Source organism: Parabacteroides timonensis (assembly GCF_900128505.1).
GTDB classification, from domain to species: Bacteria; Bacteroidota; Bacteroidia; order Bacteroidales; family Tannerellaceae; genus Parabacteroides; species Parabacteroides timonensis.
Genome location: NZ_LT669940.1, coordinates 419,629 through 443,060, shown reverse-complemented (window position 1 = coordinate 443,060; position 23,432 = coordinate 419,629). Strand labels below are relative to the sequence as shown.

Annotated in this window: 17 protein-coding genes; 10 read left to right on the top strand and 7 right to left on the bottom strand. The window is 39.5% G+C overall.

Annotated elements, in window-relative coordinates; translation table 11 throughout:
* Nucleotides 1-345: 345 nt before the first annotated feature.
* The 6 genes from BQ7394_RS02575 to BQ7394_RS02550 form a co-directional block, all read right to left on the bottom strand.
* Nucleotides 346-1,653 carry a fimbrial protein gene (locus BQ7394_RS02575; protein ID WP_075555942.1) on the bottom strand — a complete coding sequence of 436 codons (1,308 nt, stop codon included), beginning with the start codon at nt 1,651-1,653 and terminating at the stop codon, nt 346-348.
* Between the two features lie 30 nt (nt 1,654-1,683).
* Nucleotides 1,684-2,751, bottom strand: coding sequence for a fimbrial protein (locus BQ7394_RS02570; protein WP_075555941.1), 1,068 nt, complete (start codon nt 2,749-2,751; stop codon nt 1,684-1,686).
* Nucleotides 2,752-2,770: 19 nt separating this feature from the next.
* Nucleotides 2,771-3,679, bottom strand: a complete 909-nt coding sequence (locus tag BQ7394_RS02565) for a FimB/Mfa2 family fimbrial subunit (protein ID WP_075555940.1) — start codon at nt 3,677-3,679, stop codon at nt 2,771-2,773.
* A gap of 35 nt (nt 3,680-3,714) precedes the next feature.
* Nucleotides 3,715-5,085: a fimbrial protein gene (locus BQ7394_RS02560; RefSeq protein WP_075555939.1), complete on the bottom strand. Its 1,371-nt coding sequence runs from the start codon at nt 5,083-5,085 to the stop codon at nt 3,715-3,717.
* Between the two features lie 233 nt (nt 5,086-5,318).
* Nucleotides 5,319-6,608, bottom strand: a complete 1,290-nt coding sequence (locus BQ7394_RS02555) for a fimbrial protein (RefSeq protein WP_082211632.1) — start codon at nt 6,606-6,608, stop codon at nt 5,319-5,321.
* A 1,105-nt stretch (nt 6,609-7,713) separates the two neighbouring features.
* A complete protein-coding gene (locus BQ7394_RS02550) occupies nt 7,714-9,762 on the bottom strand; it encodes a response regulator (RefSeq protein WP_075555937.1) in 2,049 nt (682 codons plus the stop codon).
* Nucleotides 9,763-10,341: 579 nt separating this feature from the next.
* Here BQ7394_RS02550 and BQ7394_RS02545 point away from each other — a divergent pair.
* The 10 genes from BQ7394_RS02545 to BQ7394_RS02500 all read left to right on the top strand — a co-directional run bounded on the left by BQ7394_RS02545 (nt 10,342) and on the right by BQ7394_RS02500 (nt 22,427).
* Complete coding sequence (locus tag BQ7394_RS02545) at nt 10,342-11,280, top strand: FimB/Mfa2 family fimbrial subunit (RefSeq protein WP_075555936.1); 939 nt, start codon at nt 10,342-10,344, stop codon at nt 11,278-11,280.
* A gap of 995 nt (nt 11,281-12,275) precedes the next feature.
* On the top strand, nt 12,276-13,214 hold the full coding sequence (locus tag BQ7394_RS02540) for a FimB/Mfa2 family fimbrial subunit (protein ID WP_075555935.1): 939 nt from the start codon (nt 12,276-12,278) through the stop codon (nt 13,212-13,214).
* Nucleotides 13,215-13,745: 531 nt separating this feature from the next.
* On the top strand, nt 13,746-14,408 hold the full coding sequence (locus BQ7394_RS02535) for an ABC transporter ATP-binding protein (RefSeq protein WP_207213373.1): 663 nt from the start codon (nt 13,746-13,748) through the stop codon (nt 14,406-14,408).
* On the top strand, nt 14,344-15,693 hold the full coding sequence (locus BQ7394_RS02530; protein ID WP_235848656.1) for an ABC transporter permease: 1,350 nt from the start codon (nt 14,344-14,346) through the stop codon (nt 15,691-15,693). Before BQ7394_RS02535 ends, BQ7394_RS02530 begins: the two co-directional genes overlap by 65 nt.
* Nucleotides 15,694-15,695: 2 nt before the next feature.
* Nucleotides 15,696-16,934 (top strand): ABC transporter permease, encoded by a 1,239-nt coding sequence (locus BQ7394_RS02525; RefSeq protein ID WP_075555932.1) that lies wholly within the window; start codon nt 15,696-15,698, stop codon nt 16,932-16,934.
* Nucleotides 16,935-16,989: 55 nt separating this feature from the next.
* Entirely contained in the window at nt 16,990-18,351 is a 1,362-nt protein-coding gene (locus tag BQ7394_RS02520) for a sigma-54-dependent transcriptional regulator (protein ID WP_075555931.1), read from the top strand.
* A 9-nt stretch (nt 18,352-18,360) separates the two neighbouring features.
* Nucleotides 18,361-19,677, top strand: a complete 1,317-nt coding sequence (locus BQ7394_RS02515; protein ID WP_075555930.1) for a sensor histidine kinase — start codon at nt 18,361-18,363, stop codon at nt 19,675-19,677.
* Between the two features lie 147 nt (nt 19,678-19,824).
* Nucleotides 19,825-20,418 (top strand): porin family protein, encoded by a 594-nt coding sequence (locus BQ7394_RS02510; protein ID WP_075555929.1) that lies wholly within the window; start codon nt 19,825-19,827, stop codon nt 20,416-20,418.
* 171 nt (nt 20,419-20,589) lie between these two features.
* On the top strand, nt 20,590-21,669 hold the full coding sequence (locus BQ7394_RS02505) for a sensor histidine kinase (protein ID WP_075555928.1): 1,080 nt from the start codon (nt 20,590-20,592) through the stop codon (nt 21,667-21,669).
* A complete protein-coding gene (locus BQ7394_RS02500; protein WP_075555927.1) occupies nt 21,666-22,427 on the top strand; it encodes a LytR/AlgR family response regulator transcription factor in 762 nt (253 codons plus the stop codon). The genes BQ7394_RS02505 and BQ7394_RS02500 overlap by 4 nt, the downstream gene beginning before the upstream one ends.
* 2 nt (nt 22,428-22,429) lie before the next feature.
* On the opposite strand, the gene BQ7394_RS02495 is transcribed toward BQ7394_RS02500, so the two are convergent.
* Nucleotides 22,430-23,425: a TolB-like 6-bladed beta-propeller domain-containing protein gene (locus BQ7394_RS02495; RefSeq protein WP_139317671.1), complete on the bottom strand. Its 996-nt coding sequence runs from the start codon at nt 23,423-23,425 to the stop codon at nt 22,430-22,432.
* Nucleotides 23,426-23,432: the final 7 nt, after the last annotated feature.

Below are 23,432 nucleotides of genomic sequence, written 5' to 3'. Positions count from 1 at the left end.
CCTATACTTAAAATCGTTATACTAAACCTAAATTCATTTTCGTTTGTCTTACGATGCAAATGTATGACGATTCAGAAAAAGGGGCGATAGGCGAAACTTTCAAGATTAAGGGGTAAAAATAGCAACTAACAAGATTGATAGAAGTGCCTTTAAAAGCGATAGAAATACCCTTTCTGAAAGAATGAACAACATAAACAGAGATAAGAATATCAATAAGCAAGGTATCCCTCTAAGATTAATAGTTTTGCAAGGTATCTTGATATAAACAAGCCCTAAACAAGAAAGGTATCACTCTTCCAGAATGACACCTTTCTTTTTCGTATGACAAAAGAGCAATACTAATTATTAATTCGCATCCTCTTCAGTTTGTTCAATAATTGACCAATTAGCCACTGTAATCTCTGCCGATACATGTGCATTCAATTCGATCTTATCCTCATTAGAAGATCCTTCACCTGTGATAGTAACATTCAACTTATAGATATGATTTCGTTTTACCATAGGCCCTCCACTATCCTTCGGATCATCCAGGAACACACGGAAATTCCTTGTTTCCTTTACATCCGGTGCATTCGAATTCCTTATGAATTTTCCGGATATCAACAAGGCTGTTTTGTGGTCTACATTTTCAGGGTTTGAAAAAGCATAGCTAATAAACTGAGGGTATTTTGATTCTACTGTTTCAGCCAACCAATCAATACTTTCAGCGGCTTTTTCGCCTTTACCCAAAATACACTTTGTATAAGCTTGTGCTAACTTATCTTTTATGGGAGAGTTTTCTGAAATCCATTTATCTGCCGGTGAATATTTATCTGATACGTATCCTTTCACATACTCACCATCACCTTCTTCAAAGGTTGATGTAGAATGCACATTTACAATCGATAAATTCTCCAGTTCGAACTGAGCCAGTTCGTCCGGATAATTAAAAGTAATTTTATCCACTTGTACACGAGCTACCAAACGAGTCAGTTCAATAGGAGTGACACCATCAGGTTTATCTGATGAATCTGTAATTGAATTTTCAAAAGAAATAATTTTATCTTTAGTTATCCAGTTCTCTGCATAGATTGTGGAAGCTCCATCTTCCCCTGCCCCTTTTACTATTGGTATTAACCCTTGACATGAAATAGATTCACTAACCATAGGTAACCTCTTGTTAGTAATACATGTTGAAATATCATCTGTCAAAGTTAATGACTTAAATTCTTCCAGATTTTTAGGTGTTAATAATTTTCCATTTGCTACCAAAATAACTATAAACTTACTACTTGATGGCTTTCTCGGATCAGTCTGATCAGGTGTTACTTTGATAGGTATATGTTTAATTTCAGTTACCGACTGGCCATTTTCTGATTTTGCAGTACCTATGGTAGACAAAGACTGATCCCCCTCCTCATTCTTAAACACATAAGCCGTCAATGTAGAGATAAATTTTTCATCATCCGAACCTATGTCTGTTTTTGGAGTCACATCCGTACTTCCTTCCCGTAAAGTAGGAAGCGCAGCTTTCGTTTGGGTCAATGATGTAGCAGCAATCGAAATATAGGCATCTACCGGTTCTACCGGCCCTTTAATACTATCATCGTCTTTGGAGCAGGATGCACACACACATACAACCAACGTGCTTAAAAATAAATTTCTTAATTTCATAAGTCTTATATTTTAAATTATTTACCCTATTTATTCTATCTCTACATCCTGGTTAACCGGTCCCCAGCCAACTACTTCTACTTTAACATCGAGTACTCCATCCAGTATTTCAAAACTGTTCGGGCCGAATGTTATATTCATACGATAGATGTAATTACGCTTCACGAAATTATGATCGTATTTGTTAGCCAGTCCGTTTGCATTGACCGTTGCATAAAATGTTTTTGTCTGTGCTGTATAGCCGGGAGCTTCCAGTAATGTAGCCCGGACAACCAACTGAGTTGCCTCTTCATCCGCATCATTTTCCATTATATAATGTCTGTATGAAGTTTCCAGAATCGGACTTGCGTCGTTCAATATTCTATTTAATGTAACTTTGGGACTGTTGGAGAAATGTCCGTTTACAACAACAGGCCCCCAATAACCGGCACTAAAATAGCGGGATGCCGTTTTTTGATTCTGAATATAAACATCCTCCACCCTGACTGTACGTCCTTCCAGTTTCGAGCCTTTAAAATTTGTATGAAAGGCAACGACTTCTACACGTGCAGCCAAACGAGTTACTTCCAAAGGTGATGATATGCCGTTTATATTTTCACTTCCCATACTTTCATATCCCAGATAGTTATCATCAGCAACAAGTGCATTATTCGTTACGATTACCTGGCTACTCATGGTCAGATCCGCCTGTGATTGCGCAGAAAGTTCTGCCAGCATAGATTGGAAACCATCATAAGTTGTCACATTATCAAGAACACCACTCGGAAGATTGGCTAACAGAATTATTCTGGCTTTAGTCGCTTTAGCCGGCACATCTATCAGATAGGCAGTTCCATCCTGAGTGTTTACATTCTCCTGAGCTTTTCCCAACAAAACAGTTCCGGTTTCATCGAAAACGACAGCGGCCAGATTATTAATATACATTTCGCCCTCCAAGGCATTCGGGTCACCTGCTTTTGTTACCGCTCCGGATGCCTTCACTCCAATGGTCAGTTTAGCATTTGCCAGATCGTCGATAGACACAGAACCCTTATCTTTTGAACAAGCAGTACCCAGTAGTATAGCGACTCCGACTATCAATATATTTTTTATATTCATTTTATTTGCTTTTTATCGTTTAAAACTCAATGTCATCATCAACTACCCCCCAAGGAGTCACTCTAATTTTAGCACCTAAAAAAGCACCATCTTCACCCCACTCAAATACCACCAACGTTTTTTGGAAAGGATAGATTTCAATCGGACCAACAGTACCATCTTCAAATTCACCTTTTGAGACATCATAACGTTTATTACCAGCTTCAATTGAGCCAGTCATTTTCTGTCCTTCGTAAAGTGTTTGAGGAGTTGGTGTAATCCATTCTGTTGCTTTCCAGTCTCCTTCGGGATTATAATAAACACTATCCCCTGTCAACTCTCCTTTTGAATTATAGGCATTTAATGTCCGATTCATATAAAAATTACACTCAGTAGATGTAGCGCGCAAACCTTGTTTTTGATACACATATTGTAACCCAATCGTACGCATCTCAACCGTACCTGTTTTTGGTCTTATCACAATCTGCTTATCACCTCCGGCAACTCCATTTCCCATAACTTCAACATCAATATCTCCAAAGAAAAGGCTGTCAGGAGATTGAGCCAATTCGTTATTGCTTTTAAGCGAGACTAACAGATCTTCTGCTTTTGTGGGTTCCGTTACATTTTGTTTTCCCTTCAGATTTCCCCAAGCAACAATATGAAGTTTTGTATTATCCGGATATGGCAGTTCTATCGTTTTGCGACCGGTGATAAAATCCAAATCCAACTCTCTTGTTTCAAGTAGTTTTGAATTTGCATCAAATACAAATAATTTTGCTTCCGAAGTAACACCCAACGCCGTCACATCTTCATCATTATGGTTCACTACCATCAGAGTTAGCTTTGCACAACTGTCAAGATCTTCTTTGATACAGCTACTGAATAAGGTCACTAACCCAAATACTACTACTAATAAATGCAGTTTTGTAAACAATATATCTTTCATAATACAATATTTTTCTTTTCCCCTATATTACTCTATTAATCGACTTCTTCTTCCTGATTTACAACATCCCAGTCCTTAACCTTAACCAAAGCACTCATATGAGCCGTATTTTGTATATCATAAGGAGTATCAGATCCAGGACCCATTATTGTCAAAATAACATTATAAACATTATTACGTTTTACATAAATATGTTCAGGAGTTCCCCCTGATAAATCAACAGACTCCCCTTTCTTATTGATTGTTACAGCATAATACCGATCTTTTAACACAACCTTTTTCTCTTTTTCCACAGGTTCATACGTATAGTCGCCCTTAACAATCAGTAATGTTCTATTGTCACTCTGTTTTAACATATTTTCATACACATAAAAATATGTACCTAATGGAATCAAAGGACCATAAGACGTTCCAATTTTGGGATATTCTTTGTAATCTATACCATTTTGGTACTCGGCTTTAATTTCAATTATATTTCTATTTGATTCATCCAGTCCGAAAATATTACCGTCACAAACCAAAGGATCTTTATTTAGAAATGGGAAACAACCATTCATTTTGTTAAAGTTTTGTGGAGGATTAATTACATCATAGAATAAATAAGATGTTTTGGTTGCCTGACCATTTTTTAAAGCTCCCTCAATATTTGCATACGCACCACTTAACCAAAAGTCTGAGTTTGAATCGAAAACTTCGGCAGAACCATTGTCTGAAATAAGTTTTGATCGGCTTTTTACATTTGCCACAAAAAATTCTTTCAATTTGAAAGTTACATTGCCTTTACCCTGATAATTATCACTTGGTCGGAGAAAAATAGTTTCAAGTTGAACCTTTGAAACATTTCTAATTAATTTTACAGGATTCTTAGTAACAACATATCCATCTTCTCCCTCATCAAATCCCACATAATTACGTCCTGGTTTTAAATCATATTCCAGAATTTCACTACTCATCGTCAAACCATTTCCAGAATTATCCTGATCATTTACATTCTTTTCATTCTTCAGCAAGACTTCTAGCTTTTTATATTCTGAAATGTTTGTCCCCGCTGCTTTTATTTTAGTCAAATTTTCATCATCGAAATAATTGGCAAATAAAATAAGCTTCACAGCCCCGGCTACAACCGGTACATCCGTTATACTGGTTACTTTCTCTTTTCCTTGTGCAGAAACTTCAGTCAAACTCAACAATTTATCTTTCACAAAGATTGCTAATGACAACTTTTTTATTCTATTATAGTCAGCAGAAATAAGAGCCTTTGTTTTAACATCGCTTTTAACAGCCAAAGATAAGGTAGCATTACAAACTAAAGGCTCTTCCTTTTTTATCACATCATCCACATCGTCTGTAGAACACGATAATAAAGCTACTGCAAGAATAGAGAATATGTAACTTTTCAGTTTCATAGATATATTGATTTTCTTTTGTTTATACTCTAATTTTACATTACAAATGTAACCTGTTTATCATAAAACATAGATAGGTACAACTCTCTATATTAATAGATAAATGAATCAACTTTATTTCAATGATAGATTTACCACGGAAATATTATAAACGTACCATTATATACTGAATTCCAGAAATAAAAAATGCCTCCGATTGGAAGCATTTTTTATTTCTGGAAAAACCGCTTGGATTATTCAATTTCAGTGCTTTGATTGATATTACCAAAATCAACTACTTCAACCTTTACATCCAAGTAAGTATCATCTTCAGCTTTCGGACCAAACGGAGTTGTATAACCAGGACCGGCAACTTTCAAATCAACATTATATTGTAAGTTACGAACTGTACCAGACAGTGAAGAGCGAGAACCGTCAAAACCTTGAGGTGCATCATAAGTACCATCTTTATTTATTCCCGTAATTCCATCCTTACCTATCGCTACAGAATAATATCTGCTTGCCGGATTTTTGACTTCTCCATATTTGAATTTGCCTTGTACTACCAGTAATGTGTAAATATCAGTCGATGTATTTTCATATACATAAGAAGAGTTACCTGTAGTTGGTTCCCACGGGGTTTGTCCATTTATGCCATTAGCAGACAGGTCTAAGCTAAAAACTGAAGCATAATCATACACTTTAATATCTGTCAAATATTTCTGTATGATTTTATTAGCTTCGAAATCTTCCATATAGTCTGCCCATCCAACATAGACTTCATTTTCAGCACCATTTAGATAATTAAGAGGAGTCTGCATAGTTGTTCCCCATGGCTCACCTTCAGCACCAACTAACTTCGTTGTTTTATTTGCATGCAAAATAAATACATTTTCAATATCCAACGTTGCATTTTTATATTTTGCTGGATCAGCTGTAACTTGTATTTGGTTAAGAACGATCTTTGCTACATTACGATACAATTTAACAGTTTTACCTTTTGCTTGACTTAGATAATGACCTTCATATTCTTGAGCCTGAGCTTCTGTATAACCTAAGTAATTTGTTACACCAGCCTGAATATCTACATCATAAACACCGCTATTCATTGAAAGTGTTCCATCTACTTCGTCTGCAAAAGTCTTAGTATCATCTAACACTTTAGAGTATTCAATACCATTTGTCAAACCAGCAGTATAACTACTAACTTTACTTTCAACATTAGCTAACACCAAAACATGCTTAGCACCGGCAGTAATCTTCTCTGCTATCACAGAAGAAGCTCCCGCTTTGCCTTCTTTATCAACACCTTTAGATTCCAAACGTCCAGTTTTTACATCAAAGACCAATACTGCTAAAGAAGAAATTGTTTTATCTGTTACGTCCGCTTTTGTTAATGCCGGTGTTGCAACCTTTACTTCCAAAGCAGCTTCTGCATTTGGAGTTTCATTTCCTCCACCATTATCAATTGGATCGTCATCATTCGAGCAAGAAGCGAATGCACATGCAACCATTGTTGCATACAATAAATTTCTTAGTTTCATATTCTTAAATTTTGAAGTTATATAATACGTTTAATAAATACTAGTTTTAGCCTCGGAAGAATTATCACTTTTACCCTATACGATAATTTGTTTCCTGATGACAATGCAAAGGTATAGCCACCCTGAAAAACCGCGGATAGGTATCAGTCTCAATAATAATAGGTAAAACTCTAAATCTTTTTTTAAGGCAAAAAACAAATTTTTAAGAACATGTGCGTTGCTCTCAAAAGAGGGGTGAAAATATCTTTGCGGGAGAAGGGAGGTTATTAAAATATAGAAAAAGGTGAGTCTTTTATGAGGCTCTGCCTCATGTCGCAGGCTCTCTTTTGCCGTTTGCTGAAGCAAACGGATATCTAAAAGCTCCGGCTTTGCCGGATCCTCTGTGGGTTTTAACCCCGTTAATAAAGGGGCTTAAGCCCACAAAGGAAGAGGCTTTGCCTCCTGTCTTTCATATCCGTCGGTTAAAAACCGACGGCAAAAGAGAGCCTGCGGCACAAGGCAACGCCTTGTAAAGAAAGGTAGTTCAAATCTGATAATAAGTGAACAAATAAACCATTTAGCAAAATGCTATTTTACCCTATTTTTGCCAAAGCTATATGGATCGTGGTACGAAGATGATTTATTTCATGAAATTGTAGGAAAGTAAAGAGTTATCACATTGATACGTAAAACGATATTTATACTCCTATTTCACACTTTTCTTGATACTTTATGAGCCAAAAATCGGAAACAAAGCCATTTCGTTCCTTTATAACACCTTCGTTTCATCCTTAAAACAAAGCAATCCACACAAAAAACATGTTATACGGCACATAATTTTGACCTTACAAAAGCCTGTTTTCATTTTCACCGAACTGCATTTAACATATTTTCAACCTTAAACCAAACTACATTTTGTTTAAAAGGAATTTTTTTTCGTTTTAAACGAAATTGAAATTCGTTTAAAACGAGATTATAAAGAACTATCAGGCACATCAACCGTTAATTATTGTATTCAAGCAAATTCCAGAACCGGATTAAAACAAATAAGCTCGTCACAAGGACGGGCTTATTTGTAACATACTGCTACTATTTCAGCAATTTACAAATCGTTTTGTCATAATCCTTACGGCTGCCCGTACTGCGAAGGCGTCGTCCCGTATTGCTCCGTGAAACGCTTACGGAAAGTGGCCGTATCGTTGAAGCCGACCATTTCGGCTACTTCCTGCACGGAGTATTGTTGGGTCTGAATCAATTCGGCGGCTTTCTTCAGGCGGATCGTACGCGTCAGTTCCAGGATACTGCAATCGGAGAACTGTTTGATCTTACGATACAGCGTCGGCAGACTCATGTTCAATGAGTCTGCGAGCACCTTTGCCTCAAAGGTGGAGTCGTCGAGGTGCATCTCGATATTTTTAATGACCAGATCCATGAACGGATTGCTGGGTAAGGCCGGCTCATTCTGGTCTGCATCGACTACGGTACTGCCAGCCAGATTACTGGTGAAATACTGCTTCAACTGTTCACGGCGTTTAACCAGGCTGTTCAACTTGCTGCGAAGTATTTCGACATCGAACGGCTTGGTGATATAATCGTCGGCCCCGGCCTCGATTCCGGTGATGACATCTTCACTTTCTACCTTGGCTGTCAGCATGACAATCGGGATCTGGGAAGTACGAGGATTATTCTTCAGTATCTTACAAGTTTCAAAACCATCTTTCACCGGCATCATGACATCACAAAGCACCAGGTCAGGCAAGGTAGCCAGGGCAACCTGCACCCCTTCTTCACCGTTGCGGGCTTCGAATATCTCATATTCCTTGGCAAAGACATGTTTCAAGAACCAACGGATCTGGTCGCTATCGTCGATCACCAGTATTTTCTTTCCCGTTGTCTTCTTTTGCGGGATAATCTGGATAAATTCTGCAATTTCTTCCTTCTGACGGTCGTTCAATCTCACTAGGTCGGCCTCCGGCTCCACAAATTCCACACGACGGTCGAGCAGGTGTTGTTTGCCTAACGGTATTAATAAGGTATAGACAGTACCTGCCGTAGTCGTTTCATTACTGAAAATACCACCAATATCATCTACCATATCGGAAACCTGTCGTATTCCGCGGCGAGTACCGGCATTTTCATCTAATCCTTCGTCCTCTACCGAGAGGGAGCAATATGCTCTGCCGTCTTTCTGAACAACGGAGAGGTTCAAAGATACTTTACCGTAAGCGAAAGTATTTTTGAATGCATTAGATAATAATGTACGCAATGCATATTCCATCTTGCGACGGTCGAGCCATATCCAGAGTACAGACGTTTGAGTGTTGACCTGAAAGTCGACATTGTTCATTGCAACCCAGTCTACGAACAAGTCACAAATCTGGCGGGATATTTCCACCAAGTCGTAACGGGCAATACGCAAATAATTGGCGACATCGTTTGCCCGCCTGGTCCCGATCAACTGGTCGGCAAGGTCCTGCAGGGCCAGTGTATTTCGATAGGCTGAAAGTAACTGAGTCGACATTTCCTGATTTTCATCTTTATTCTGCACGATCAGGGCCAGCGAACCTAACACCAGCGAAAGAGGGGTACGCATTTCGTGAATCGTTTCGATAAAGAAAGTATCATGAATGCTTTCGGCTTCAACCAACCGTTGCTCCGCTTCCGACAGTTTATCGGCCACCTCACGTTGAAGCGAGTCACTTTCCTTTATCTTGGCAACAAGCATCTGCTCCAGATCTTTCTTATTGCCGTTCAATGTAGAGATCATTGTTTCTTTCTCGGTCAGCTTTTGGGTAAGCTCTTCATTCACTCTTGCCAACTCGCTCTTTTGGGATTCCAGTTCAGAGAGTCTGGCTTCGATGGAATCTTTACTTTCTTCCAGAGCCGCTTTTTCGACTTCCAGTTCTTTACTCTTCTCCACAGCTTCATCCCTCTGCCGGATCAACGACTCTTTTTCTTTCGCAATCACCTTCGACTGTCCCGTAAAGCCAGTGTACATCTTTTTCAAATAAAAACAAGCAGAGATAAAAAGTATTGCTAAAAGAACAGTGAACACCAGTACAATAATGTCGATAGTACCAACAGCTTCTCCAGCAGCAAACACGCGTTGCCCACACAAAACAAAGCAAGCAAGAAACACAGTCCATTTCCTGAACAAAGCTCTATTATTATTCATAATTGATTATATTATTTTAGTTCCAAGATTATTCTATACCCCGACCTCCACAACTGTAAATTTTAATCGCTGCATAATCCATGCACAAATATGACAATAATATTCCGTTTTTCGAACATCAACGGCTCCTTTTTTTCATTAAAAGACATGATTATCATATTTATTTCGGTAATTTATGACGATTGGTATTACCCAACAGAACTTTTCATCGCCTCAAAAAATAACACAACCACTTCTGTCCGGGCACACACCAATTAAAACATGGCGTATTCCTATCACCAACAGTGCTATTCGTATCACTCGCTTTTACCAAACAGCCAGCGAGAGCAGGAGAGAAATAAGCCTAAAATGATATTTTTCACTTCCGTTTGAGAGTTTTGCAATCGCTTACTTGACATTTTCAGCAATCATTTTGATCGTTTTAACTTTTATTTCACATATATTCGTCACCCATCTCGTTTTTGTAACTATATTTGCAATATCTCTGAGAGAGAAAAGGTTTTGATGAGGGTCTTAACCGAAGGGTAAAATCTCTCCGACAGTATAGGGTAATTTCAATGCATATAAAAAGTTAAGGTCATGAAAAAGGGTAAAATTTTCACAAATTGTTTGTTTTCTGTTTGCATGCTGATCGCTATGATCTCTTTAGCCAGTTGCTCTGCAGACAGCGATGCCACTTCCAGTATCGACAACAGCATCATCGAAAATGCTTCTAATCAAGGAAATACTTCTTTTTCAGTCGTTCTGAAAGCTTATTCAGACAACAAAGACATTACGGTTAAAGGCGATGTGGACCAGACTACATTGTTCGTATTCGATCAGCAAGGTGATTTCTACAAACAAATCAATGTTGACAGAACGTATCTGTTGCAGGCTAAACCGATCGAAATAGCATGTCCGGGATCAAAACAGATCACAGTGGTAGCATGGGCCGGTATTTCTGGTGAAAACGAAACTATCAGTGCAATGAACCAGGCTAACATCATTTCTGATTTACAGGTGAGCCTGAAACAAAATAATGGCGTTGCAGCATCTTTGCCAGGTGATTTGTTCTACGGACAGGTTACATTGAAAAGCAACACATTGACAAAATCAAGTACTGAAACTTTGAAAATCGAACGCAAAGTGTCTTCCATTTCTTTGGTTACAAAAGGAATTATCAAAGTTTTGGATTCAAAAGAAGGCGATTTTTATTATAAAGTAAAGAAAACAAAAAGCTCTTTTAATCACAACGGTGAATTGACAGGAGAAGATATTGAATATATCATTCCGGCCACTTTAAATGAAAAAGGAAATGTCGTTGCTGATAATACAACGATCCTGCCGGCTTCTAATATCACTGTAGAGCTTTATAAAGACGATACTATGATTCTTTCTTCCGAAAATGTCAAAAATTTGGAGAAAGTGTCTGTAAACGAAGGAGAACTGTCAGAAATGACTTTCGATCTTTCCAGAAATAGTGGCAATATTGTTGTAACAGACTGGGGTACAGTTATTCAGCACGTCACTATCGATTAATTTCGACCCTCAATTTTTTATATGCATAAAGGCGTACATCCGGATTGTTCCGCGTGTGCGCCGTTTTTTTTCAAATACGCGATTCTCCGTGATAGGAATACCACCCTATTTGATAGTCATACATCTGTAAATACATGTTACAAAATCAGATTCTTTAGATACAGCATCCAAGATAATAGGCAAAGGTATCATGTATGATATTTTTACCTATCATACACAAAGAACCAGGTGCACGGACGACTCTTGTCAAATATGATTCATGTTTTCTACATTATAAACTCACATTTTATCAGATGTGAGCTATCTTTCATTGCAAGGCAACGCCTTGTGCCGCAGGCTCTATTTTGCCGTCGGTTTTAACCGACGGATATAAAAGACAGGAGGCAAAGCCTCTTCCTTTGTGGGCTTGAGCCCCTTTAAAACAGGAACTAGCATTATATATCAAAGGGGTTAAAACCCACAGAGGAATCCGGCAAAGCCGGAGCATTAATCTATCCGTCAGCTGAAGCAGACGGCAAAAGAGAGCCTGCGGCATGAGGCGGAGCCTCATAAAAAAGACTCAAATATTGCTCCTACTTAAAGCTCATATCTTTCCAAATACAAACTGTCCCCTTATCAAATGAACCTGCAACCAGGCGTGTTTTATTTATAGCGGTGTTTCTATCATCATAATATGTTTTTATATCAACATAACATATACTCAGATCATGAACAAAGTTCATAGCTGCACTTTTACGAATCGATTCTGTGCCGATAAAAGAGTATTAAATGATACTTTTACCCTCATTTGAGAGTTTCACACATGCCATTTTGATATTTACAGCAACTATTTTGATCATTTTAACTTTTATTTCACATATATTTGACTCTTATGTCATTTTTGTATCTACATTTGCAATGTCGACAAGAGACAAAAGGTTTTGATGAGGGTCTTAACCTAAGGGGAAATCTCTTCGACAGTATAGGGTAAATTAAGCATATAAAAAATTAAGGTCATGAAAAAGGGTAAAATTTTCACAAATTGTTTGTTTTCTGTCTGCATGCTGATCGCTATGATTTCTTTAGCTAGTTGTTCTGCAGACGGAGAGACTTCTAATGGTATTGATAACAGCATCATTGAAAATGCTACTTCTCAAGAAAACTCTTCTTTTTCCGTAGTTCTAAAAGCTTATTCAGACAATAAAGATATCACTGTAAAAGGTGACGTAGACCAGACTACTCTGTTCGTATTCGATCAGCAAGGTGATTTCTACAAACAAATCAATGTCGACAGAACGTATCTGTTGCAGGCTAAACCGATCGAAATTGCATGCCCGGGATCAAAACAGATCACAGTGGTAGCATGGGCCGGTATTTCCGGTGAAAACGAAACTATCAGTGCAATGAACCAGGCTAACATCATTTCCGATTTACAGGTGAGCCTGAAACAAAACAATGGCGTTGCAGCTTCTTTACCAGGTGATTTGTTCTATGGACAGGTTACATTGAAAAGCAACACATCAACTAAATCAAGTTCTGAAACTTTAAAAATCGAACGTAAAGTATCTTCTATTTCTTTGATCACAAAGGGAATCATCAAAGTCCTGGATTCAAAAGAAGGTAATTTTTATTATAAAGTAAAGAAAACAAAAAGCTCTTTTAATCACAACGGTGAACTGATAGGAGAAGATATTGAATATATCATTCCGGCTACTTTAAATGAAAAAGGAAATGTTGTTGCTGACAATACAACGATCCTGCCGGCTTCCAATATCGTTGTAGAGCTTTACAAAGACGATACTATGATTCTTTCTTCCGAAAATGTCAAAAATTTGGAGAAAGTGTCTGTAAACGAAGGAGAATTGTCAGAAATGACTTTCGATCTTTCCAGAAATAGTGGCAATATTGTTGTTACAGACTGGGGTACAGTTATTCAGCACGTCACTATCGATTAATTTCGACCCTCAATTTTTTATATGCATATTAGCGGACATTCGGATATTTCTGAATGTCCGCTTTTTTTCTCATATATGCGATTCTCCGTGATAGGAATACCACTATTCACGATAGCTATACACCTGTTAATAATTCCTTCAAAATCAACACAAGTCAACAAACTAAAGGGTTGACGCAAACACCGCCTACGTGTGATACGAATACCTACTCCTATTATATAACTATACAAGTACATTTGTGGACACAATACAATTTGTGAAATTTTACCCTATACTCTGCTTGTCAGAATCCCTTAATTCTACAAGCAAACCTTAATTAACATAACCGGGAGGTTACATAATTAATAAAGCTCCCACTCTTTATTTGTTTTTTACAGACAAACGGAGAGTGGGAGCTTTTTTTGTATCTTGCGGACAGATTTGTCCGATTTCGGACAGCCCACAATAATCGCATCCTCTAATTTTCAACAGAATAAAAATCTGGCATACCCATTGCAGACAAAATAGCGGGAAAAAATATATAATATGGAAATAATCAAAGTAGAGGGTATAACTAAAATATACCGCACAACAGAAGTCGAGACAACCGCTCTTGAAAATGTGAACCTGACAGTCAAAGAGGGAGAATTCCTCTCTATTATGGGGCCATCCGGCTGTGGGAAAAGTACACTACTTAACCTTATGGGTCTGCTGGATCTGCCGGATCAGGGAAAAATAATCATCGACAACGTAGAGACCACGCAAATGAAGGATAACAGGATGGCAGAATTCAGGAATGAAATGCTGGGATTTGTTTTTCAGAGTTTCCACCTGATCAATTCACTGAATGTACTCGATAACGTAGAACTACCCCTGCTCTATCGGAACTCGACAGCCAAAAGCCGTCGGGAAGCGGCTATAAATGTACTGGAAAAGGTAGGACTATCACACCGCATGAGACATTTCCCCACCCAACTATCGGGAGGGCAATGTCAACGAGTAGCACTGGCCAGGGCAATTATCGGCAATCCTAAAATCATACTGGCCGATGAGCCGACAGGAAATCTAGATAGTAAAATGGGATTCGACATTATGGAGCTATTGTTCCGTCTTAATGAAGAGGGCACAACCATTGTAATGGTTACCCACGATGAACGAATTGCCGAATCTACCCAACGAATTGTCCGCTTCTTCGACGGAAGACGGGTTGAATAAACCACAAAAGAGAATTATCATGTATAAACTATATTTCAAACAGGCATGGCTGATGCTGAAACAAAATAAATTTATCAGCATCATTGCAATCATGGGGACCGCCCTGGCAATTATGATGATCATGTCGATCATTGTCGCCGATGAGATACAAAACATAAGTGTTTCACCGGAAATAAACAGGGATCGTACATTATATGTGAATTACCAGGTTCAAAGAGATACGACCAAGGGTAGCTGGCAATCGGGTACCCCGCCCTATAACATCCTTAAGGATTATCTTTATCCGCTGAAAACGCCTCAGTATGTATCGGGCGTCACCAACATAAGGACTGATGTCCCGGCTACATTGGTCTGCAAAGAAGGTTCCAATGATATCACAAATATGCATCTCAGGGCTTCCGACGCGATTTACTGGAAAATATTTTCTTTCTCATTCATACAGGGGAAGCCATTCAGCCAGGAAGAATTCGAATCGGGAATACCTGTTGCCGTTATAACGGAAACGACTGCAAGAAAAGTATTTAAAGGAGAAACAGCGATGGGACAAACCATTTTAATCAACTTCAAGCCTTACCGGATCATAGGCATCGTAAAAGATGTATCGCCGGTATTCAAACATGCTTTCGGCGATTTATGGATCCCGTATACATCGCTCCAAAAAGAGGACCTGCATTTTGAAACCATCATCCTTGCTGAAAACACCAAGGATATCCCGGCTATAATAGAAGAGGCAAGAACCATGGAAAAAAAATATGCCACAGAACGTGCTCCCTGGATACTTTATCTGCAAGGCCCGTTAACCAACAAAGCCTACCAGATGAATATCAGGGGAAATACTGTCCTGGAAATAGCAGAAAACATGACTATTAAGAACAGGAAATTAATTTTCATCCTATTGATCCTGCTTCTGATACCGGCCATCAATCTTTCCGGACTAAGCCTTTCGCGCATAAAAAAACGTACGGAAGAGATCGGCATCCGAAAAGCTTTCGGAGCGAAGAAATATACGATCCTGATACAGGTTCTTTTTGAAAACCTGATCACTTCGGTTCTTGGAGGTATTATCGGTCTGATATTGTCGTATCTGGTTGTCTTTCAGATGCGCGACTGGCTATTGGATGTTCCTGAAGGCAGCATGATACCGGTAAGTACCCTTATCTCTATCCCTGTTTTGCTGGCTGTGTTTGCCGTCTGCCTGGTTATCAACCTACTTTCTGCAGGGATTCCGGCGTACAAAGCTTCGCGGATGAAGATTATTAATTCACTCAATCAAAATGACAAATAATTATGATACGTCACTTATTAAAAATTATCTGGAACGAGCGCAAAACAAACGGCTGGATCACGCTAGAATACATTCTGGTGTTTTGTGTCCTTTGGTTCTGCATCGACTACCTGTACTATATGGGAAAATCTTATCTCGAACCGACCGGTTTTAATGTAGAAAATATCTACCAGATCGATATGGGCAAAATAACGAAAGAAACACCCGACAAGGAAGCACTTGCAATGACCTTCCTGAACCGGGTAAAACAATACCCGGGCGTGGAAAGCGTCAGTTTCTCGAAATATGCGGCTCCTTTTGCCGGTTGGAATTATATAAGCAGCTATTATATCAATACGGATACAAATATGGTTAGCCTGCGGATGCGGTGGATTTCGGACGGCTTTTTCGATGTATTCAAAATCAACAAACCGGCAAAAGGGTTGCAGGGATGGGGAACACCCGGTTCGAAAGAGGTCATAATTACTCCCGACAGGAATGGATATTTCGGTTCCTATCCGGAAGCGGCTTTTCCCCTGAATGAAGTAAAGAAACTGACTTCAACGGATAAAGACAGCAGTGTTTATACCGTGATAGGGACAGCGGACAAAATGAAAGACGGCTATTTCGAAACTTATTTCAGCTGTATGCTCTTCCCGCTGGAGAAACAAGACTACGACCTGTCGGAATTACAAATTTACATGCGGGTAAGTCCGGATGCCGGTAAAAACTTTGAAGAGGAGTTTAAGCGGCAAATGAGAGATCAATTGGCTCTCGATCCTTATTTCCTGGCGTCCGTCATCTCCCATAAAGACATAAAAAAGACTTGGACCGAGACATTAAACTCGCTGAAAGGGGTATATGCAATCACCACTTTCCTGTTCATTAATATATTCCTAGGGATTATCGGCACATTTTGGTACCGCACGCAGACCCGCCGCAGCGAAATCGGTCTGAGGTTGGCGCTGGGGGCTACCCAAAACGGAGTAAAGGCAATGATATTCATGGAAACGATCCTGATTTTATTTATTGCAAGTATAGTCGGAGTCAATATATGTGTCAATATAGGCCAAACAGTACTGTTGGAGACGTTGGACATACCGATATCCAACAGGGTACAGGGTGGAATCGGAAATGAACAGGAATTCATTAACTATGCCCTGACATTTGGTTTACTGGCTATTATATCGTTGGTTGCCGCATGGTATCCGGCCCGGCAAGCAGCAAAGATTCCTCCGGCAGAGGCATTACGGGATGAATAAATTTAGTAACTTTACTACATTAATATAAATACACAGATCATTAAGAGATAATTCTATGATACTTATTTGTGATGATGATATTACTGTCCAGACTTCCCTCACGCTTGTGCTCAAGCGTGCCGGATATGAAATAGCGACAGCTTCTAACCAGCAGGAAGCAATAGACTTTGTACGCCGTACATGCCCGCAATTGATCCTGATGGATATGAATTATTCGAATACAACGACCGGAGAGGAAGGGCTGGAGCTTCTAGCTAAAGTACGGATCTTCTGCCCGGCTGTTCCTGTTATTCTTATCACCGCCTGGGGTTCCATCAACCTGGCGGTGCAGGGCATACGGGCCGGTGCATTCGATTTTATCACAAAACCCTGGAATAATCTGACTTTACTGAATAATATAAAGACGGCTATCGCGCTGAATGAGAGTAGCGAAAAAGAGATAAAAACGGCAGGTGATCTCACTATGGACACAGGGCATTTTGAGAAGATCATTGGGAAATCCCCCTTGTTATTACAGGTTTTAAACACTGTTTCAAGGATTGCCCGGACAAATGCTTCTGTACTGATCACTGGCGAAAGTGGAACCGGGAAAGAACTCATTGCAGAAGCTATCCATGAAAACAGCGACCGGAATAAAAAACCGTTTGTTAAAGTCAACCTGGGTGGCATTTCCCAGTCGTTATTCGAAAGTGAAATGTTCGGACACAAGCAGGGAGCGTTTACGGATGCCCGCCACGACCGGATCGGACGTTTCGAGATGGCGGATAAGGGCACTATATTCCTGGATGAGATCGGTGAGTTGGATATGGTTTGCCAGGTAAAGTTGCTGAGAGTCCTGCAAGACCAGACATTCGAACCACTCGGCGACAGCAAACAGAAGCAGGTCGACACACGGGTGATCAGTGCGACCAACAAAAGCCTTACCGGTATGGTCGCCCAAGGTACTTTCCGGGAAGATCTGTTTTACAGGATTAACCTGATCACCATCCGTATGCCGGCTTTACGGGAACGTATCGAAGACATACCGCTATTGGTCGAACATTTTGCAGGTAAACAGGCTGAACTTAATAATATGGATCGTGTGGAATTATCTGCCGAGGCATTCGGCTACCTGAAACAATTACCGTATTACGGCAATATCCGGGAACTAAAAAACCTGATAGACCGTACGATCCTGATCTCCGGAAAGCGTATTATTACCGACCAGGATTTAAAAAAGCAATATATCGAAGTCCCCGTAAATCAGATACCTGACAACGGTTCTATCCAGTCGCTCGAAAATGTAGAGAAAAACATGATACAAAAGGCTGTCGAGTTATATGGCAGCAATCATTCGAAGATAGCGACGGCATTAGGACTAAGCCGGCAAACTTTATATCGCCGGATGGAAAAATACAATATAAAACTTCCCGAATAGAACCACAGCATGAAATCAAGATGGATACTTCGAATAATCATCGTGCTTATCGCATGCATATCGACCGGTATAGGCTTCTTCTTTTTCCGCGACGAGCCGTTACCTTTCTGGGTCATACAATGCATAGCGGTATTTTCCATCCTGCTTTCTCTTTTTATCTATCAAAAACTCATCAAACCCTATCACATCCTACTCAGCGGGATGCAACTGTTGAAAGAACAGGATTTTTCGACCAAACTGCGCCCGGTACAAAACAAGGATGCCAACGAGTTGATCGAGGTATTCAACCGGATGATCACACAATTACGTTCCGAGCGGATCGAAGTGCGGGAGAAGAACCAATTTCTCGATTTGCTTATCCATGCTTCGCCGCAAGGTATCATCATCCTGAATTTTGACAAACAGATCACCGACATCAATCCTTCCGGACTAAAACTACTGAATATCGGGGATATTTCTGAAATAAAAGGGAAAACTTTCCAGGAATCGACCTTCGAACTGGCTCCGGCCCTGGCTGAGTTAAAGCAGGGAGACGATGTGATGATCCGCAGCACGGTAAACACCGTGTTTCACTGTATCCGTTCGTCTTTCATCGACCAGGGATTCAATCATCCTTTTATCCTGATTGAAGAGATCACCCAGGAGTTACTCAAAGTAGAAAAAGAGTCGTATGAACGCATCATCCGTATGATGTCCCACGAAGTAAACAATTCGGTCGGGGCAATCAGTTCTACCTTAAATGTCGTAACGGATATTTTTAAACAGGATGAGAACAGTAAATGGGAATATGTTTTGCCGGCCGTCGAGGCTTCCTTCGACCGTTGTGGAAATCTAGCAAGCTTTATCAGCAAGCTATCGCAGGTAATCCGTATCCCCGAACCTACCCTCTCTCCTATTTCCCTGAATGAGCAGGCGCGTTCTGTTTATGCATTAACGAGTGCCGAATGCCGGCAAAGGAATATCGAATTGACATTATCGCTGACAGCGGAAGACCAATACGTTCATGTAGACGGTATCCAGTTCGAACAAGTACTGGTCAATATTATCAAAAACGCTTATGAAGCGATCGGGAAAAACGGTAAGATACAGATATACACACATCACTCCCCTTTATCCATTATCATAGAAGATAACGGCCCCGGTATGACTGAAGAAACCAGGCAAAAACTCTTCACCCCTTTCTTCACCACCAAATCATCCGGACAAGGGATCGGCCTGATGTTCGTCAGGGAAGTTCTGACCAACCATCGATGCAAATTCAGCTTGACGACAGAGAACGGGCATACCATGTTCAAAATATTCTTTAGAACGGACGACAACACCTGATACGACATTTCGGTCCCTTCCAGAAGAGATTCGGTATTCTAAATAGTCCTCCCGGTCATTTTTCATAATGCTCTGACAGTTCCCCGAGCTACATTTGTAATATCAAAAGGATAAACATGTAGTATTAATCACTAAAAATTGATCATTATGAAAAAGATTGTTTTAGGAGTTCTTTTACTTATAGGTATGGGTACTTCACAGATAAATGCCCAACTAATCAGCGGAGGTGTAAAAGCAGAAGCAAATATGTCGAATTTCCTCCTTTCGGATATGAAAGGCATGAGTAGCAAAATGGGGGTCGGAGTCAGTGTGGGTGGTTATGCCAAGATAGACGTCATCCGTAATTTCGCTCTCCAGCCCGAAATGTTGTTCCATTTCCAAAACTCAAAGATGGAAGAAAAAAACGGGAAGAAAAGGAGTTTTGAATATTGGGGCATAGAGATTCCTGTATATGGTGTCGGACAATGGTATACAAGCAGTGGGGATCGTTTTTATGTAGGTTTAGGACCTTACGTCGGTTACGGCTTCAATGCCAAATTCGATAAGCCGAAGCAAAAACTATATAAGGACGATACGTTAAAACATTGGGACTTTGGCTTCAAGGTGATGGTCGGCTACGAGTTTACCAATAAGATCCAGGTAAATGCCGGATACAAAATAGGCATAATTAATGCAATAGATAAAGGTGATGGCAAGATGCTTCCGGAAGTAATTTCATTGGGTGTTGGTTATAGGTTCTAAAATAATTCGGTAAGAAGAGTCCGGAATTTGTTCAAGCAGATGTTGAATAACTAAGGTTGCACAGTTGGCACTCTGTGGGCCTTAGTTATATCTAACAAATAAAACGTACTCATTATTACGCACTTATAATCAAAAACCATTACTTTTATTCAGTATATCATACAAATTCAGATGAAGAATAACATAACAAAAAACAGTCCGTTCACGAAGATTCAGGCTTTCAAAGCTGCTCTTTGGGTTAGTTTGACCGTCAATGTCATTCTGATCATGGGAATGGTTTATGATGATTCGATCGATTTGGTCTCAGTGCTCAAAGAGGATGGCATCGGTTATATGTTATTCTTCTTATTGCAGTTTGCCTGCAATCTTTTTTTGTTTTTCGTGCTTTTCTTATTCTGTTTTCTATTGACAAAAAAGAAACCGGAGTCGAAACGGACTGCTTTAAAAGCAATTTTGGGAACAATCGTTATCTGTTTATTTTTAAGTCCGCCACTCTCACAGCTTCAATTGTATCTGTTTGAAGGAGGCGACGATGGCAGTATCGCACAATTTACTCTTTTCAGCCTGGTGAAAGATATGATTGCAGGCTTTGTCGTTATCCTGATTACGGAAACGATGCAGCAATCGTATAAACGGGAACAGACAAACATTGCAAATCAACAACTTATCTCAGAGAATATAAAGGTCAAGTATGAAGCTCTAAAGAATCAGCTGGACCCGCATTTTTTATTCAATTCATTAAATACACTCGACGGTTTGATCGGCCTGGATGAAGAGAAGGCACATGAATATGTGGATAACTTGTCCTCTGTATTCCGGTATACACTGCACAGCAAGAATATGGTAAAACTTGAAGATGAGATAGAATTCGTGAATGCTTATGTCTCTCTTCTTAAAATCAGGTTTGGCAAAAGTATGCGGGTTGAATATTATATAGACAACAAGTTTCGTAGTTATGCCATTATGCCTATCAGCATACAACTGTTGGTCGAGAACGCCGTCAAACATAATATCATTCACGGCAAAAACCCGCTGGTAATCACTATCGAAACAGATAATGATGGATATCTGATAGTCAGCAATGTTATTAATTTAAGACCGGAGAAAAGTATCGGAAGGGTGGGACTGGTCAATCTATCCGAAAGATATAAGCTCTTATTCCGGAAAGAAATAGAAATCAAGAATATCAATGGAGTTTTCAGTGTGAAAATACCTTTGATAAATGAAACCGATAAAACTATAAGCTTATGAAAGTAGTCATTGTTGAAGATGAGATTATTGCAGCTCAGAACCTGCAAAAACTTATTATGGAGATACGCAGTGATTTTCAGATAGAAACGATATTGCAGACAGTGGAGGAAAGCGTCAGCTGGTTCGGTTCACATCCTATGCCTGATCTGATATTTATGGATATTCATCTGGCAGACGGATCTTCTTTTTCTATTTTTGACAAAATCAATGTCGATTCTCCCATTATATTCACAACAGCTTACGATGAGTATGCCCTGGAAGCTTTCGAAGTAAACGGCATCGACTATTTGCTGAAACCGATCAACAAGGCCAGGCTGACAAAAGCGATCATGAAGTTCGGTAATATCAGCTTCAGGAATAACAACATGCAACTGATAGAAAAACTGGTCAAGTCGCTCGATGAAAAGCAAAACCACCGGAAAACACATTTCCTGGTTCCACATAAAGATAAATTGCTCCCTCTGGCAATCGATAATATTGCTTTCTTCTATGCTGAAATGAAAGTAGCCAAGGCCATCACTTTTGAAGGGTATAGCTTTTTATTGGATTATTCGTTGGATGAATTGATGAGAAATTTAAATGAAGAAAACTTTTTCCGGGTCAACAGGCAGTATATCGTAGCTCACAAGGCGATAAAAGATATATCGGTCTGGTTCATGGGGAAACTTGCCATAAATCTCCACATCCCGTTTTCCGACAAAATATTCGTAAGCAGAGGCCGGGTTCCCGCTTTTAAAATGTGGTATACGAGAGAATAGGATCACGAAAGACCTTTTAACCTATACATCAATAGATTATCTTCCGGGTCACCATCTTCTATCGTTCCATAAAGAGTAAAGGTTTCTTCGTCGACTGCAAAGTAAACCGGACGTTTACCTTTCAAATAGTATCTGATTACCGGATTACCGTCTAAATCAAATACTTCAAGAATAGTTCCAAAAGAATCTTTTGCTCTATTTTCATTCCATGACATTCCGAAAAACAAAGCATATAGATAGCGTTTACCTAAATAGCTATAAGCATAACTTATCTTTTCATTGCCAGTTGCCAAAATACTGGCATCAGAAGTATCAAAATCGAATTTGACCCTTTTGATGAGATTAAAACTGGTATCCATAAAGTCAATCTGCTTCTTATATCCATAACAGAATACTATACGACTTTCATTTGCATATACATTACCCATATCCGGGTCTAATGAATAATCCATGATATCAGAACTTCTGTATGTCCATATTTTCCGGGGTAACGAATCTTGTAAGGCCAAAAGATATAGGCTGGGTTGCAACATATATTTAGGATCTGCTATATATAACGAATCATTGACAAAGGCAGCGTCATACAAAGCATTGTCATAACCAAATGTCTCAGCTGCTTTGAATATGGGTAATCCTTCATTATCAATACCAAACCGAAATATTTGATTTTTGCCGAAATCGCCAATCAGAAAATCGGAAAGCGGTCCCTGAAACAAGGATGGAGACACAAACTCATCCGGACCTTCTCCTTTTACCCCAAAAGTACTTTTCAATTCATGACTGGTAAGATCGTAGATGTGAAACAGGCTGTCACTCCGCTTCCAATTTTCAAAAATCAAAAACGGAGGTTTTATTTCCACTTTTACAGGATTGGTTATCCCCTGCAAAGGCATTAATTCCTGTACTAATGTTTCTTCACAGGGAAAACCATGATCTGTTGAACTACATCCAATAGTCAAACCACAATATAATATGAATACTAAAAAAGAAATTCGCATGATCGAA